The sequence below is a fragment of the Mesorhizobium sp. M0408 genome, assembly GCF_040321495.1.
GTDB lineage: Bacteria > Pseudomonadota > Alphaproteobacteria > Rhizobiales > Rhizobiaceae > Mesorhizobium.
Map to the genome: position 1 here is coordinate 1 of NZ_JAMYRO010000059.1, position 14,740 is coordinate 14,740.

General features: G+C 61.2%; 14 protein-coding genes and 2 pseudogenes. 6 read left to right on the plus strand and 10 right to left on the minus strand.

Annotated elements, in window-relative coordinates; translation table 11 throughout:
• Window positions 1-75: 75 nt before the first annotated feature.
• From NKI67_RS33015 to NKI67_RS33030, 4 genes are all read right to left on the minus strand, one after another.
• Window positions 76-618 carry a hypothetical protein gene (locus NKI67_RS33015; protein ID WP_352648990.1) on the minus strand — a complete coding sequence of 181 codons (543 nt, stop codon included), beginning with the start codon at window positions 616-618 and terminating at the stop codon, window positions 76-78.
• 70 nt (window positions 619-688) lie between these two features.
• Window positions 689-1,222, minus strand: a complete 534-nt coding sequence (locus NKI67_RS33020) for a DUF1993 domain-containing protein (RefSeq protein ID WP_352648992.1) — start codon at window positions 1,220-1,222, stop codon at window positions 689-691.
• Between the two features lie 178 nt (window positions 1,223-1,400).
• A complete protein-coding gene (locus tag NKI67_RS33025; protein WP_352648994.1) occupies window positions 1,401-1,976 on the minus strand; it encodes a cytochrome P460 family protein in 576 nt (191 codons plus the stop codon).
• Between the two features lie 215 nt (window positions 1,977-2,191).
• The gene (locus NKI67_RS33030) at window positions 2,192-2,473 is read right to left on the minus strand and encodes a GNAT family N-acetyltransferase (RefSeq protein WP_352648995.1); all 282 of its coding nucleotides are present in this window, start codon (window positions 2,471-2,473) and stop codon (window positions 2,192-2,194) included.
• Between the two features lie 554 nt (window positions 2,474-3,027).
• Here NKI67_RS33030 and NKI67_RS33035 point away from each other — a divergent pair.
• Window positions 3,028-3,222 (plus strand): annotated as a pseudogene (locus NKI67_RS33035) (IS6 family transposase); the annotation flags it as partial.
• On the opposite strand, the gene NKI67_RS34005 reads toward NKI67_RS33035, so the two are convergent.
• The 5 genes from NKI67_RS34005 to NKI67_RS33060 all read right to left on the minus strand — a co-directional run bounded on the left by NKI67_RS34005 (window position 3,147) and on the right by NKI67_RS33060 (window position 8,475).
• Complete coding sequence (locus NKI67_RS34005; protein WP_502909383.1) at window positions 3,147-3,698, minus strand: sigma factor-like helix-turn-helix DNA-binding protein; 552 nt, start codon at window positions 3,696-3,698, stop codon at window positions 3,147-3,149. The pseudogene NKI67_RS33035 and the gene NKI67_RS34005 overlap by 76 nt on opposite strands.
• Before the next feature lie 122 nt (window positions 3,699-3,820).
• Window positions 3,821-6,028: a xanthine dehydrogenase family protein molybdopterin-binding subunit gene (locus tag NKI67_RS33045; RefSeq protein ID WP_352649009.1), complete on the minus strand. Its 2,208-nt coding sequence runs from the start codon at window positions 6,026-6,028 to the stop codon at window positions 3,821-3,823.
• 4 nt (window positions 6,029-6,032) lie between these two features.
• Window positions 6,033-6,488 carry a (2Fe-2S)-binding protein gene (locus NKI67_RS33050; protein ID WP_352648997.1) on the minus strand — a complete coding sequence of 152 codons (456 nt, stop codon included), beginning with the start codon at window positions 6,486-6,488 and terminating at the stop codon, window positions 6,033-6,035.
• An 87-nt stretch (window positions 6,489-6,575) separates the two neighbouring features.
• The gene (locus NKI67_RS33055; protein WP_352648999.1) at window positions 6,576-7,493 is read right to left on the minus strand and encodes an NADP-dependent oxidoreductase; all 918 of its coding nucleotides are present in this window, start codon (window positions 7,491-7,493) and stop codon (window positions 6,576-6,578) included.
• A gap of 64 nt (window positions 7,494-7,557) precedes the next feature.
• The gene (locus NKI67_RS33060) at window positions 7,558-8,475 is read right to left on the minus strand and encodes an NADP-dependent oxidoreductase (protein ID WP_352649001.1); all 918 of its coding nucleotides are present in this window, start codon (window positions 8,473-8,475) and stop codon (window positions 7,558-7,560) included.
• Window positions 8,476-9,151: 676 nt separating this feature from the next.
• On the opposite strand from NKI67_RS33060, the gene NKI67_RS33065 reads away from it, so the two are divergent.
• From NKI67_RS33065 to NKI67_RS33085, 5 genes and pseudogenes are all read left to right on the plus strand, one after another.
• Window positions 9,152-9,589, plus strand: a complete 438-nt coding sequence (locus NKI67_RS33065) for a hypothetical protein (protein ID WP_352649003.1) — start codon at window positions 9,152-9,154, stop codon at window positions 9,587-9,589.
• Window positions 9,590-9,595: 6 nt separating this feature from the next.
• Window positions 9,596-11,536 carry an FUSC family protein gene (locus NKI67_RS33070; RefSeq protein ID WP_352649005.1) on the plus strand — a complete coding sequence of 647 codons (1,941 nt, stop codon included), beginning with the start codon at window positions 9,596-9,598 and terminating at the stop codon, window positions 11,534-11,536.
• Window positions 11,536-11,739: a DUF1656 domain-containing protein gene (locus NKI67_RS33075; RefSeq protein WP_352649007.1), complete on the plus strand. Its 204-nt coding sequence runs from the start codon at window positions 11,536-11,538 to the stop codon at window positions 11,737-11,739. Before NKI67_RS33070 ends, NKI67_RS33075 begins: the two co-directional genes overlap by 1 nt.
• 223 nt (window positions 11,740-11,962) lie before the next feature.
• Window positions 11,963-12,919 (plus strand): HlyD family secretion protein, encoded by a 957-nt coding sequence (locus tag NKI67_RS33080; RefSeq protein WP_352649011.1) that lies wholly within the window; start codon window positions 11,963-11,965, stop codon window positions 12,917-12,919.
• 57 nt (window positions 12,920-12,976) lie between these two features.
• Window positions 12,977-13,541, plus strand: a pseudogene (locus NKI67_RS33085) (transposase family protein); the annotation flags it as partial.
• A gap of 298 nt (window positions 13,542-13,839) precedes the next feature.
• Here the strand turns inward: NKI67_RS33085 and NKI67_RS33090 are convergent.
• Window positions 13,840-14,058, minus strand: coding sequence for a hypothetical protein (locus NKI67_RS33090; protein WP_352649013.1), 219 nt, complete (start codon window positions 14,056-14,058; stop codon window positions 13,840-13,842).
• Window positions 14,059-14,740: the final 682 nt, after the last annotated feature.

Here is a 14,740-nt window from a genome sequence, read left to right on the forward strand (position 1 = left end):
AAGCCAGTGGATGAGGACGATCTGAAAAGGTGTCTCGCCGCAGCTCTCACACCTGCTGGAACGACACCAAGAGTTTCATGATCTCGCTTCCGCGCCAGGCGATGGCGACGCGAAGATGTCGGCTCCGCAGTGCCGGCGCATGATGGCGGTGGCGGCCTCGAACTGCTCTGCACTGGCAGGGTGGACGATCAACACGATGCCACCATTGAGGACCTGGCTCTCGGCCCACTCGTGGACGTGAGCTTCATGGCGCTGGCCGAACAAGGCGGCCAGCCCTCCGACGCTACCCCCGGAGGCCAATGCGGCCAGCAGGGCTGGCGCAGCCGCTCCACCCGTTGCGGCCAGAGCGGCACCGGCGCCGGCGAACGAGGCGACCGTGGCCGCGAGCGAGGTAGCAAGGGTGCGGACCTGCTGCCGGTCGTCGCTCATGCCGATCTCGACACGAGGGAGCTGCTTGATGTCGCAGCCGACGGCCCCGGCGCAGGACACCGCAATCTCCTCCTGCGCCAGGAAGCCTATACGGGAGCGGTCGATCCCCGCTGCTCCCAGCTCACTTACAGCTGCCTCGAATTCAACTTCGCTTTGCAGGGCGCCGATGACCTCTCGCAACTCGCTCACAATGGACATCCCTTAAACTTGTTTTCCTGCCTTGAAAGCCTCGGCACGTGCCGTGTACCGCACTCTCGTCTCACGAGTAGTCACCGCCGCTCTGCTGAGTGAGGTTGCCGAGGTAGTCGCGCTTCCCGATCGCCGCTCCGAGGTGCCGGAGGATCGCGTGCGCAATCGAGATGTGGAAGAAGAAGTCGGGCAGCACCAGGTGCCGGATGTAGTCGTCGCCGCCGAACCACCCGCGCACGATAGGCGGCGTCAGTTCGTATGTGTGGGACTGCGCGCCGGCAATCTCGTCCGGCTGCACGTTTTGCAGGAAACCGCGAGTCTCGAGGAGCCGTCCCTTCAATGCCGGATACATCATCGGGGTGTTGCGGGGTGCTAGCGGGTCGTGCTGCATCAACTTCGCCATGTGCGCGTCGACCTTGTTGCAGCTTACGGAGAACTGTTCTCCGAAAGTCAGCATGTCGGGCGCGAGCCGCTCGCCAAGGATCCTCCCAGGCTCAAACCCCTTGGTCCGCTCGAGCGCTTGGGCGTGGTCGAGATAGTCGTCCATCACGTTCAGTCCATGTACCATGACAGGAACTGTGATGTCATAAACCGATAAGGACACGCCAACCTCCTTGCGCTCGTTTGTACTCTGAACCTCGGTCGGACCCGAAAGGTCGTTAACCGAAACGAATGGTCACAATAAGCCCTCCAATCTTCCAGCTTGCCGCACCAGCCTGCCGGACTCGACATTGGCCTCCGCGAAACCGCGGCAAGAAGAGAGCTCCTACCCATGCGGCCGCCTAGTGACGCAGGACGGGATATCCGTTCACGTAAATCCAATCGGTGGCCTTGGCGGGCACGTGGCACCCCTGGCAATCGGAATGGTAGTCGGTCGAGGTGGTCTTCAGCGGCTTATCCGCGTCGAACCACGACCATCCCCACCCGTCGCCCCACAACGGATTGCCGGGGTGCGTTCCCTTGCTGTCTCTTACCATGACAAACCAGCCCTTGAGCTTGTCGGCGTGGCTTACCGTGCCGGTGGTCATCTCGTTTGTCGAGGTCGCGAAGACCTCTTTCACCAGAACGGCGCCGTCCGGGAAGTGCCCCGTCTTCCGGTAGGCGTCGATCGCCCCCGGGGATGCGTAGACGGCGTGCATTTCCTTCGAGCCATGGCCGCTGTCGGCGGCTATCGCCCAGCTCCCGAGCGCTTGGTAAAGGGTTCGATAGTCTACCGGCACGCGCAGGTGCCCGGCGGCGTCCACCACGTTCGCGGTCGGGTCGATCGGAGCCGCTCCGCTGATCTGAGCGAGCGTCACCACGATGCCGGCGACCAGCGAGACGGCGATGGCCAGGCCGACAGTCCTCGATAATTTCATGGGAGGTCTCCTTTGCTGCCCGGGCGCGGCACGGCGGCTCGGCGCAATGGCTTCCGTCAATATCGAGGCGGCCGCGCGTGCTCGCCCGGTCCAGCGGACCCGAGGATCGGACACTGCCGACGAAATTAGAAATTCCCTTTGGACATGCATTCGATAGTCATGGGGTATCGTCACCTAAAAGTGTGGTGCGCGCGTGCGCCCGGCGCGGTCTGCGGTCAGCCATCGAGGAGCGCGCCGTACTCGGGGTGCCGGGCGGCGTAGGAAGACATGAACGGGCACTTCGCGATCACTCTTTTCCCATCGCGTCGCAAGGCTTCGAAAACGCCCTGCGCCAATCGCGATCCGTATCCCAGGCCGGACAGCTCTTGCGGCACCTCGGTGTGGAGCAGGACAACCCGGCCGTCTTCGACCTTGTAGTACGCGACTGCGATCGCACCGTCGCCAAGGGGCATTTCAAACCGGCTCATGGCCGGATTATCCCGGATTTCGCTTTCCACCTTCTGTCTCCCTCGCTCATCAGCCAAAAAAGTTAGCAGGCCCGTGAGCGATGGTCTGCCGCGACAAACCGAGCGAGCCGCGTGTCTGGACGAACGGCGACGGATTGTGGATTCGCGGCGCGATCCGCGGACTTTCCGTTCCGCCGCGGCGGCGTGGGCCTGCGGCACTCCCGTTTGGGCCATTGGAGGAAACGCGCGCAGATGCACAGGAGTGCGCTCGAGCGTATCTCGTTCGCCCTGAGCGCTGTGGTGGAAGCTGGCGCCCACTTCCACTCGCCTATGTCCGGATGGCGCATAAATCGCGCTAGATGGAGATCGTCTCGCCGACTTTCGGCACCACGGCCGCGGTCGACGCGCCCTTCAGCCCTTCGACGAATTTCTCCGCGGTCTGATCGAGCGGGACGAGGTTTTCCAATAGCGGGCATATATGGTTCCATAGCGGCAGATAATTGCCGAACGGCCATGAACATGAAGGTGTGTGATGGCTCTATCGCAAACTCGACGTCAACGAAGCCTGATACATGGATGCCGCTCCTCGCGATCGGGAGTCTTCCATGTTTTCAGGCCGCCGTTTCGTCCGATCAGTGATCCTGCTGTGCGTAAGCTGGCCTAAAATCTCAGCTTCCCCGACCTGGAGATGATGGCCGAGCGCGTGCGTCGACCATTCCATGATTCACCGCTGGGCAGTCCGGTTCTCGCCGCTATTGCTGAAGAGGTTCACCAGGCGAAAGCGCATGGTCACCGGCAGGAGATGAACCCCATAATGGCCAAAGGACAAGCGAGGTACACCTTCTCTCCGGTACCAATGCTCGCCGAGCAGTTCGAAATCCTTGCTGCCTGAACAGTCCCGTCTCCGAGCCAACTGTCCTCGCGATGGGTTTACGACAGAATCGACGCGGCGGCTTAGCCGCTTTTCATGTTTCGGCGCTTCACCCGCGAGGGAAAAGCCGGTCCATACCGCATTCGCAATGCGCTCGGAACGGCAATCGTCAAGCTGATAGACGCCACCGAAGGCGGGACCGAACTGGCGCATAAGCACCTCAACCAGCAACCTTCGGGCGTTGTGCAGACGTGCCTCTACAGTCTCCGATGTGAGTGCAAAGAACTCGGCAAATTGATCCGGCGTCATGCCGTCGACAACGCAGGCCACGAACACGATGCGCAGCTCATCGGGCAACTCATCTATCGACCGTTCCAGGATGTCTCGGATCACACCGTCGGCCATTTAGCACTCCTGGACAAACTCCCTGCTACAACCCTCGCAGAGCCGCACTTTCTGAGCCCAAGCCCTCGAATGGTGCATTTCACGGAGTCTTCCCATTCGGGCGACTCGGCTCCGGGCAAGGACTAAGACGACGACTTCAGCGAATCCGTATCGACCGGCAGGCTGCGCAGGCGCTTGCCGGTGGCGGCGAAGATCGCATTGGTCACTGCCGCACTGACAATGGCTGTGGGAGCTTCACCAATGCCACCTGGTGCTTCTGCGTTCTTAATCAAGTGCGTGTCCACCACCGGCACCTCGTCGATACGCATCGGCAGATAGCTGTCGAAATTGCTCTGCTCGACCCGTCCATTCTTGAAGGTGATCGAGCCATGGAGCGCAGCGGTCAGCCCGAAAAGCGTTCCACCCTGAACCTGCGCTTCGATCGTATCGGGATTGACGTACATGCCGCAATCAACCGCACAGACGATCCGCTTGACTTTGACAGAGCCATTGGCTGCCACTTCGACCTCGGCGACCTGCGACAGGTAACTTCCGAATGCGAATTGTACGGAAATCCCGCGGCCATGCCGTGCGGGAAGTGGTGATCCCCACCCAGCTTTTTCCGCGGCAAGCGACAGAACAGCGAGCGCTCGCGGATTATGTCTGAGCAGCGCTTTGCGATAAGCGACGGGATCCTGCTTCGCTGCATGCGCGAGCTCATCCATGAAGCTTTCGACCACAAAAACATTGTGAGTCGGTCCGACGCCGCGCCAGAAAGCCGTCCGGACACCAGGGGGCTCGACCCGGACATAGTCGACGTGGATATTGGGCAGCGCATAGGGCGGCTCGGCCGCCGCTTCTACGGCATCGAGGTCTAATCCGTCCTTGAACCAATAAGGAATATAGCGAGCGGCGATTGAGGAGCCGGCAATCCGGTGCGTCCAGGCAACCGGCTTGCCGTCCGCATCAAGTCCGGCCGACAGCCGATCGAAGTAGTACGGCCGATACATATCGTGCTGGATGTCTTCCTCGCGGCTCCAGATCACCTTCACTGGGCCATCGACGTGCTTGGCGATCTTGACGGCCAGCACCGTGCCATCGGCCTCCAGCCTTCGGCCGAAGCCACCACCAATCAAATGATTGTGAATTTTGATCGCATCCTTTGGCAGACCGGTGAGTTCGACCACCAGAGACTGCGTGAGCGCCATCGCCTGCGTCCCGACCCAAACGTCGCAACGATCCTTCTGCAGATGAACGGTGCAGTTCATCGGCTCCATCGCCGCATGGGCTAGGAAAGGCACCTGATAGATGGCGTCAAGCCGTTGCGCCGCTTCCGCGAGAGCCTTTCCCGCGTCACCGTCGTTACGGGCAACCACGCCCGGCTTTTTGGATTCCTCCTCCAATTGCTTGACAATATCGGCTTTGCTGACCTTGCCATTCGGTCCGTCGTCCCACGCGATCGCGGCAGCCTCGAGCCCCTTCTTCGCCGCACCCATGTGATCCGCCACCACGGCAACAGCTTCGTCGATATTGACCACCTGCCGGACGCCCTTCACTGCCAGCGCGGCCTTCTCGTCCACCGTTTTCGCCTTGCCACCGAGCACAGGCGAGATAGCAACCGCCGCAACCTTCATACCCGGCAGTCGCGCGTCGATGCCATAGAGCACGCGCCCATCGATCTTTATCGATGAATCCACGCGCTTGGCACGCGTGCCGATCAGGGTGAAATCCTTCGGTTCTTTCAATTTGACGTTTGCTGCAGGCGGCACAGGCAATTTCGCCGCAGCCTTCGCAAGTTCGCCGTAGCTCAGATGCTTCGAGCCTGACGCATCGAACACGACGCCGTTCTTGGCAAGGCAAGTTGCTGGATCGACATTCCACCGCTTGGCGGCAGCCGCAATCAGCAGATTACGACCTACTGCCCCTGCCTGACGCAGCGGCGTCCAGAAGGCACGTACAGAGGAGGAAGCACCTGTAGTTTGAATGTGCAGGAACGAGTTGGCGTAAAGCGCATCATTTGCCGGCGCATGCTGAACCTGAATCTGGTCAAGCCCCACTTCCAGTTCTTCAGCGAGAAGCATCGAGAGCGACGTGTAAACCCCCTGCCCCATCTCCGCCATCGGCATCACCAGGGTCACGGCGCCGGATGGATTAATCCGTATAAATCCATTCGGCGCGAAAGTACCCGTGACCTCGTTTTCGACCACCCGCGAAGCAGGCGCCGCGAAGACGGACTCCGTGCTTGCACCGGTCAGCGCAAAACCAAGCAGCAAACCTGTGCCCTGAAGAAAGGCGCGCCGCGACACCGCTTTTTCATCGGCGATCTGCCCTCTCAGAATAGGCCCATCCATGATCTCAAACTCCCGCAGCGTGCTTGATCGCAGCGCGGATGCGCTGATACGTGCCGCATCGGCAGACATTGCCCGACATGGCGGCGTCGATGTCGTCATCCGTCGGCTTCGGCGTGTCCTTCAGCAGCGCCGCCGCCGACATGATCTGGCCGGACTGGCAGTAGCCGCACTGCACCACCTCGAGCTCCAGCCACGCCTTCTGCAAGGCCGCGCCCTGCGGCGCTTGACCGATCGCCTCGATTGTGATGATCGCACTATCGCCGACGGAGTCGACCGGCGTCTGGCAGGAGCGGACCGCCTGGCCGTCGACATGCACGGTGCAGGCGCCGCACAGCCCCTGGCCGCAGCCGAACTTGGTCCCGGTCACACCGAGCACGTCGCGCAGCACCCACAGCAGCGGGATGTCGCCGTCGACATCGACCTCATGAGGTGTGCCGTTGATCTTTAACGTGAAAGCCATGCATGCCTATTTGTGGCTGGGGCTGATAGGACGCAGCCGGCCGATCTGGATAGCCGGCCAGCCGCGTGCATCATGGGCGCGTGTCGCTCACGGATGAACGCGGATAACAGTCTTCCCCGCGCGTCGCTCGGTCGCGTTGAAGCTGGCGACGGCATCGTCGAGGGCCGAGACGGTGCCGATGTTCGTCCGCAGTCGTCCGTCCCGCACTCGCTGGACGATCTCACTCAGTTGGGCACGATCGGCCTCGACAACGAAGTCGATCGCCAGGCCATTGGCGGGCCGCGCGTCGGGCGGCCCGACGACGGTCACCAGTGTTCCTCCGGCTCGAATCAGGGCTGCGGACCGCTTCTGGATGTCGCCGCCGATGACATCGAACACCAGATCGACGCCGCCGACGTCTTCCAGAGCGTCCTTGTCGAGGTCGACGAACTCGTTCGCGCCGAAGTCGAGCGCCTTCTGACGGTCGGCAGCGCGTCCGGTGCCGATGACGTAGGCGCCGGCTTCTCGTGCGAGTTGCGTCACCATCGACCCGACTGCGCCGGCCGCACCATGCGCGAGGACGCTCTGCCCCGCCTGAAGGCGGCCGTGCTGGAACAGTCCCTGCCACGCTGTCAGGCCCGAGATCGGCAGACTCGCGCCCACGGTGAAGTCGACGTCGCCCGGCAGCGGCGCGAGGTTACGTGACTCCATGGCTATATACTCCGCGAGCGTGCCGTCGCGATACCAGTCCGCGAGGCCGAACACCCGCTGTCCCACTGACAGACCCGTCGTGCCATAGCCGAGGGCGGTGACCACTCCGGCCAGCTCGTGCCCAGGGATCGATGGCGTCCGCTCACGATCGACACGATCGGTCCAGGTCGAGGGCCACGTCAGCTCAGTCGAGACGAACCCTGACGCATGAACCTGAACGACGACGTCGTTTATCGCTGGCTGCGGCTCGAGCCGCTCCACCAGCTTCATCCCGGCCGTTCCCGAAGCCTGGTCCGTCACAACGATTGCTTTCATGGGAATTGTCTCCTCGGTCATTTGTCTGTTTGGTGAAAATGTTGCATCGATGGGCGCGTGTCGCTCACGGACGAACGCGGATGATCGTCTTCCCAGCGCGTCGCTCGGTCGCGTTGAAGGCGCCGACGGCATCGTCGAGGGCCGAGACGGTGCCGATGTTCGTCCGCAGTCGTCCGTCCCGCACCCGCTGGACGATCTCACTCAGTTGGGCACGATCAGACACGAGAACAAAGTCGATCGCCAGGCCGTCGGCGGGCCGCGCCTCGGTCGGCCCGGCGATGGTCACCAGCGTTCCTCCGGCTCGAATCAGGGCTGCGGACCGCTTCGCGATGTCGCCGCCGAGGACATCGAAAACCAGATCGACTTCGCCGACGTCTTCCAGGACGTCGTTCTCGAGGTCGACGAACTCTTTCGCGCCGAAGTCGAGCGCCGCCTGACGGTGGGCAGCGCGTCCGGTGCCAATGACGTAGCCACTGGCCTCACGTGCGAGCTGGGTCACCATCGAACCGACTGCGCCGGCCGCGCCATGCACGAGGACGCTCTGCCCCGCCTGAAGGCGACCGTGCTCGAACAGTCCCTGCCACGCTGTCAGGCCCGGCATCGCCACGCTCGCGCCCACCGTGAAGTCGACATCGCCCGGCAGCGGCGCGAGGTTGCGTGCCTCGACGGCCACATACTCGGCCAGCGTGCCGCCGCGATACGAGTCCGTGACGCCGAACACCCGCTGTCCCACTGACAGCCCCCTCGTGCCATAGCCAAGGGCGGTGACCACTCCCGCCAGCTCTTGCCCGGGAATAACCGGCGTCCGGTCACGGCCGAGGCGATCGGTCCAGGTTGAGGGCCACGTCAGCTCATCCCAGGTGAATCCCGAGGCATGAACCTGAACAACGACGTCATTTATCGCTGCCGGCGGCTCGGGCCGCTCCACCAGCTTCATCCCGGCCGTTCCCGCAGCCTGGTCCGTCACCACGATTGCTTTCATGATAATTATCTCCTCGGTCATTTGTTTCTTGGGCGGAAATATTGTGGGGACCGAAAGCCCGTTCGACATCTAATGCCAGCGGCAATCGCTGGTTTCCGAAAGCGAAGGTAGAGTGTGACCTCGCTTCCAGGACTGCTTGGTGCAGGGCAGCGGCTTGACGAGTGACACATCAGTGTCCTCCACGTTCGCGGTCGGGCCGGCCGGAGCCGCTCCGCTCATCTACGCGAGCCACGCCACGGTGACGGCGACCAGCGAGACGGTGACAGCCAGGCCGACAGTCTTCGGTGATTTCATGTGGGGTCTCCTATGTTGCCCGCCCGCGGCACGGTGGCTCGGCGCAATAGCTTCATTCAATGTCGAGGCGGCCGCGCCCGCCCGGTAGATCTCAGGATCGGACGCAGCCAACGAAATTAGAAATTCCCTTTGGACATGCTTTCGATAGGCGTGAGGTATCGTCGCCTAGCAGCGCTGTGCGCGTTGTCGCCCAGGGGCATTTCAAACCGGCTCATTGCCGGTTTTGTCCTGGATACGGTCGCGGCAAGCGGGGCGAGCCGTGTGTCTGGACGAACGGCGACGGATTGTGGATTCGCGGTCCGATCCGCGGAATTATCTTGCCACCGCAGCGGCGTGCGGCCCGCAGCACGCCCGTTCGGGACATTTGAGGAAACGCGTGTCGATGCACGATCTGACTGCACCACTGTCCTACGTCGTCTGCCAGGGCGCGCAGCGGATGCGGGTACTCGATTTCATTCCCGGCACGCCATTCCTGACCGCCGCCGCGCTCGAACTCTCTGAACCAGCCAGCAGCTCACCCGAGACCAAGGCGACGTTCGACGAGAGACAGTGCAGGGCAGTCCTTCACGAGCAGATGCCGACGATCCAGCGGGAGCTGGGGGAGGGCGATGGCAAGGCCCAGGAGGTCGCAGAGCTGGCTGAGGCGATCGCGAAAGCGAACATGACGGAAGAGGCGCAGGGCCAGGCGCTGAAGGAACGCCGGCGTTACGAGCGCATGCCCGAGGTCGCTGCCGAAACTAAGAAGAACTTGCATTACAGAAGCGACCAACAGCGCTTACCTCTTCTTTCGTCGAGGCGGGCAGTGGAAATCGGGGAGTAGATTTGTTTGACGCTGCCTAAACAACAAGTGACGTTCCGTCCGTTGGGTCTCCCCCTTACTTCCTGGGCTTTCGCAATCCGGACCTGGCTGGCGGCGATTCTGGCTTTGTATGTAAGCTTCTGGCTTTCGATCGAAATGCCGTCGATGGCGATAATTACGGTTGCGATCATCGCCGAACCAACCCGCGGCCAGGCGCTCGATAAGGCAGTCTTTCGTGTCCTGGCGACGATCATCGGCGTTGCGGCTTCCATTGCCATAACAGGGCTTTTCTCCCAGACGCGAGATCTTCTCCTGTTTGGCTATGCTGGCTGGATAGGTCTGTCTGTGTATGCCGCAGGATTGCTCGACGGCAATCGTGCTTACGCAGCGGTCCTCTCTGGCGCCACGGTGGGGTTTGCTTCGATCCAGGAAATCGACAATCCGGGGCACGTGTTCGAGACGGGCATGATGAGAGGTGCAGGAATCCTCATCGGAATTGCAGCACTTGCGATTGTCAATGATCTGCTATTGGCGCCCGACCGTCATACGAGGCTCGCAACGCAACTGGCTGACATCCGTCGCCGGGTCGGCAAGTACGCGAAATCGGCTATCCTTGGTGAGACCACGCAGCCAATGGAATCCGCCGCTCTGCTTGCAGAAATTTCTTCGCTTCACCCGGAAACCTCCAGCCTGGCCTTTGAGTCGAGCAGCGGCCAAGCCAGAAGCGTAGCCGGCCAAAACGCGGCCGCCGCGCTTGTGGCGCAGCTTCATGCTGCGCGTAGCCTCAATGTGCTTCCGGTCGCCGCCGATGAGGCGACATCCGTAAGGATTGTACGCGCGCTTGAGCGCAACGAAAGTGAGATCCCTCCGCCGACGGTCGTGTGGCGTGTCGCTCCGCAAGGGGTCCCAGGTCCGACCGACTCGCTGGCCTGGACACTCAAGGAATTACTCGCAAGAGATGAGCAAGTTAGACAGAACCTTGTCGCCCTACGCACTGATGGACGTCCTCCATGGCATTGGCGCGGGCTGATCTATCGATCCCATCGAGCTGCTGTTGAGGCCGGTGTTCGAGCAGCGATCTGGGTTGCGTTATCGGGGTTATTCCTTGTGTATGCGGGCTGGCCCGCAGCGAACACTTCACTTGCCCTCATCGGAGCCTTCGTCGGGCTTGGAGCAATAACGCCCAATTCGCGCGCGACGACCGCCCTGGCGCTGATCGCGGCGCCCATCGCCGGTGTTCTCGCTGGGGTTCTTGAGTTTGTCGCCCTCGATGGCGTTGACGCCTTCCCGTTGCTCGCAATCGGACTTGCTCCCCTCGTGATCGGGGGCGGACTCCTGATAGCGTCGTCCAATCGCATAGTGTCAGCTCTCGGTCGATTTATCCTTATCTACGCCGTGATAATAATCTCGCCGGCCAATCCGCAGAGCTATGACGGACAGTCGTACCTTATTTACTTCCTTATATCTTGTGTTGCACCCGCCTTGTTGTTGGCGACGCAATTTCTTGTGTCTCCAGTCTCCCAAGAGCGGCGGAGACGATGGATTTTATCGTCGTCTCGCGACGACTTTACTCACGCGCCGCCCCGTGGTCGGCGGCATGCGGCCGAGGAGGAGATGTTTCGCGACGCGGTTAGGATTGGTCAGATCCTGTCCACTGGAGCGAACGCCTCGAACAACCCCGAAGCGGTCGACGAGGTTCTTTCCCATTTTGACCAATCTTCGATTATCCGGTTGTGCGACGACAAGCTGAAGATGCTCGCGGGCGGACCTTTAGCTGTACTGGTTGAGGAGGTTCGCGCGGCTTTCAGGAAGCGCGAGCCGCGGGCAATTCGCGCGGCGGCCCACCTGTTAAGCAAAGCGTCACCGTCGGATCATGTTGTGGCCGATCTCCGGGCCGCGCTGATGGTCGCGAGCTACCATATCGAGGCGGCGTTTGGACGACGTGTTCATCTTGGCGAGGCGGCGTGATGGCACACAGCTTCCGCGAATTGGTCATTGGCGGTGTCTTGGTCGCTCCATTTATGGCCTATGCGGCTGCGGCTCTATTCGTCGTGCTTCTTATCCGGCCGCTCTTACGTTTTGTCGGCTTTTTGCGACTCTTCAGCAACGCTGCGATAGCCGAACTCAGCCTCTACGTCACAATTCTGGGCCTGATTGCCTTGTTTTTCTGAGGAATATTTGATGCATGGCGCCACTCAAGACAAGGTGATCGATCAAGAAGAACTGGGGTCGGCCTCCTTGTCGGGATCGACCGAGAATGAAGTGTCGGTCGAGCTACGCGCGGTTGCGCGTGCGAAATCCGAGCGGCCTCAATCACGCGAGCAGAAACCCTCCACGGCGTTCACCACACCACTCGTTGAATGGCGAACGGCCCTCGCGCAGGTTCTATTGTCGATGTGGCGGAGACTTGCGACTTTGGCGATCTTTCTTGTCGCTGTGCTCATCTCACTCGTGGTGTGGGACCAGTATGTCGTTGCGCCCTGGACCCGCGACGGACGCGTACGTGTCCAGGTTGCAAGCGTCGCACCTCGAGTGTCTGGCCAGATTACACAGCTGCGAGTCGCCGACAATCAATTCGTCCATAAGGGAGATGTACTCTATCAGATTGAGCCCTTTGATTTCGACGTTGCATTGCGCTTGAGCAAAGCGCTGTTGGAGCAAAGGGAAGCCGACAGTTACGTGAAAAAGTTGCAGTCCGAACGCCGGAAGCAGCTGTCGGAACTATCCACCTCGCGAGAACAGCAACAGATATTCGAAGGCAGCGCCCGACAGGCAAAAGCCGCGGTCGACGCGGCGCGCGAACAGGTCGCCCAGGCAGATATTAATCTGAAGCGAACGGAGGTTCGTAGCCCGGTAAACGGCTATGTCACGAATCTTCTGCTACGAGTGGGCGACTACGCCCACGAGGGGGTTAGCAACATTTCGATCGTCGATACCGATAGCTTCTGGGTGGACGGCTATTTCGAGGAGACAAAGTTGACGCAGGTGTGCGTCGGGGATCGCGCCGACGTCACGTTGATCGGTTATTCTGCGCCGCTCATCGGCCATGTGACGACGATCACCCGAGGCGTTAGCGTGTCCAACGCGGCGGCCGGCGCTCAGGGGCTCCCCAATGTTGACCCCGTCTACACGTGGGTACGGCTGGCGCAACGTGTCCCGGTCAGAATCGCCATCGATAGGGTGCCGCCCGGCATGCCGCTCGTCTCCGGCATGACGGGAACCGTAACGTTGCGCGACGGTTCCCGTCCTGAGGAGAAAACATGGTTATATCGCGCGAAGGCTGCGGTCGGGACGAGCCTCTCCCACATAATAAATGGAGTATCGCCGCGACCTCGCTGCGTCACGTCCTAAATATTTGATCCCGGGCTTTGATGGGGCATCCTTACCTTCCGAATCAAAGGATGCGCTATGGGCCAGGTTCTGCATGGGAGCGCCACAACGACAGAGGCGGTCCGTCGAGCGATACAGCATAGTCAAGAGAGCCTGAGGACGCGGGCCAAGCGCTACGGGATCAACCAGAAGACGGTCGCGAAGTGGAAGAGGCGCGCCTCGGTCGCCGATCTGCCAACTGGTCCGAAGGAACCGAGATCGACGGTGCTCTCGATTGAGGAGGAGGCAGTCATTGTCGCTTTCCGCCGCTACGCGCTGCTGCCGCTCGACGACTGCCTCTATGCGCTTCAGGCGACCCACCCCGCACCTGACGCGGTCTTCATTGCATCGCTGCCTGCAACGCCATGGCATCGGCCGGCTGCCGGATGTCGAGGGTGACAAACCGGCAAAGAGGAAATTCAAGAGCTACCCGATCGGCTACTTCCACATCGACATTGCCGAGGTCAGGACCGAGCAGGGCAAGCTGCACATGTTCGTCGCCATCGACCGCACCTCGAAGTTCGCCTTCGTCGAGTTGCACGAGAAGGCTGCGACAGCCATTTCCAGGGAGTTTCTGCTGCGCCTGATCGCGGCTGTCCCCTACTAGATTCACACCGTCCTCACCGACAACGGCATCAGTTCACCACGCCAGGCGCTGTCGGTTCAGCCGTTCCACTCATCAAGGAAACGATCGCAAATGGCGAGATATTCCGGGCTCATGCCTTCGAATACACCTGCGCCAAGAACGATGTCGAACATCGAACCACAAAGCCAAAGCATCCATGGACCCTTGATGTGATCGACAAGAGCCTTTTTGATAAATCTGCGCTATTCTCCTGTCGCGCACGGACGACCGCGTGGCGAAGAGCAGGGTCCGAGGTGAGAGCCCTGCCGCGCAGCTTCTATCGTCGCACCTCGTTTGCGGCATCCGTGCGCGCCTTTCTCGGGCCTCGCGGGTTCCAACCGGCGAGGAAGCGTGCATAGGCGCCCTCGGCCTGCTCCACCCAGCGGCGCTCTTCTTCCCGGCGGCTCTTGATGTTGTAGGCGTGCGCGGCCCCCTTTTGGCCGGGCAAAGCCTTGCTCCCGGCCTTGAGTTCCACATCGCGCAGGCGCTCCAGCAAATGCCGGGACCAAACATTTAGACTTGGATGAGAACTCATGTCAGTGGCGACATTTTTTTGGGGCGCGATCCAGTTCTACGGAGACGTTGATACGCACCAGGTGTATCTCACCGAAACATAGTCTCGATACGCTTCCGCACTGCCGGGAAGCGCATCGCGCAACCCCCGCTGGACTCAAGGCGCACAGGCAGTCGCTCGTAACGGGCATCGCGGTGAGGATGTCAGAGAAAGGACCACGCAATTCGGGCGCCTGCACATCATATCGGCCGACCGTATTGATGTTTGCGTCGCGAATAGATGGCTCCTTGCTGACGCCTGGCTTAACGAACGTTAGCGCAAAGTAGCAAGATAGGCGACGTGGTCTGTCCACTCCGTCGGGTTCTTCAGCCTTGCGTAGGGCATCCTGTCTCGGCGAACCACCTCCGGTGGGATTTCAGATACGCGTCGAAGGTCTTCTCATCCTACACCTACGCCACAAGCAGCTTCATCCTGCTGCGGAAGTCGGCCGTCGCAATGGTGGTGACGCAACGGCCCGGATCGAACGCGCTCGCCACCGCGAAGCATATCTCCGACGCGATGGCGCAGGTCAAGGTCGCGCACGCTTTCGGCCTGCGTTGGAAGGCCTCCGACGAACTGCGTGCGGTCGAGGAGGGCTGCGTTGATCTCGCGGCCTTCAACGGCG

Excerpts from the sequence above, each read along its gene's own strand:
- NKI67_RS33075 (WP_352649007.1), top strand. The coding sequence starts at position 11,536 with ATGGCACACAGCTTCCGCGAATTGGTCATTGGCGGTGTCTTGGTCGCT.
- NKI67_RS33050 (WP_352648997.1), bottom strand. The coding sequence starts at position 6,488 with ATGGCTTTCACGTTAAAGATCAACGGCACACCTCATGAGGTCGATGTC.
- NKI67_RS33025 (WP_352648994.1), bottom strand. The coding sequence starts at position 1,976 with ATGAAATTATCGAGGACTGTCGGCCTGGCCATCGCCGTCTCGCTGGTC.
- NKI67_RS34005 (WP_502909383.1), bottom strand. The coding sequence starts at position 3,698 with ATGGCCGACGGTGTGATCCGAGACATCCTGGAACGGTCGATAGATGAG.
- NKI67_RS33045 (WP_352649009.1), bottom strand. The coding sequence starts at position 6,028 with ATGGATGGGCCTATTCTGAGAGGGCAGATCGCCGATGAAAAAGCGGTG.
- NKI67_RS33065 (WP_352649003.1), top strand. The coding sequence starts at position 9,152 with ATGCACGATCTGACTGCACCACTGTCCTACGTCGTCTGCCAGGGCGCG.
- NKI67_RS33060 (WP_352649001.1), bottom strand. The coding sequence starts at position 8,475 with ATGAAAGCAATCGTGGTGACGGACCAGGCTGCGGGAACGGCCGGGATG.
- NKI67_RS33080 (WP_352649011.1), top strand. The coding sequence starts at position 11,963 with ATGTGGCGGAGACTTGCGACTTTGGCGATCTTTCTTGTCGCTGTGCTC.
- NKI67_RS33055 (WP_352648999.1), bottom strand. The coding sequence starts at position 7,493 with ATGAAAGCAATCGTTGTGACGGACCAGGCTTCGGGAACGGCCGGGATG.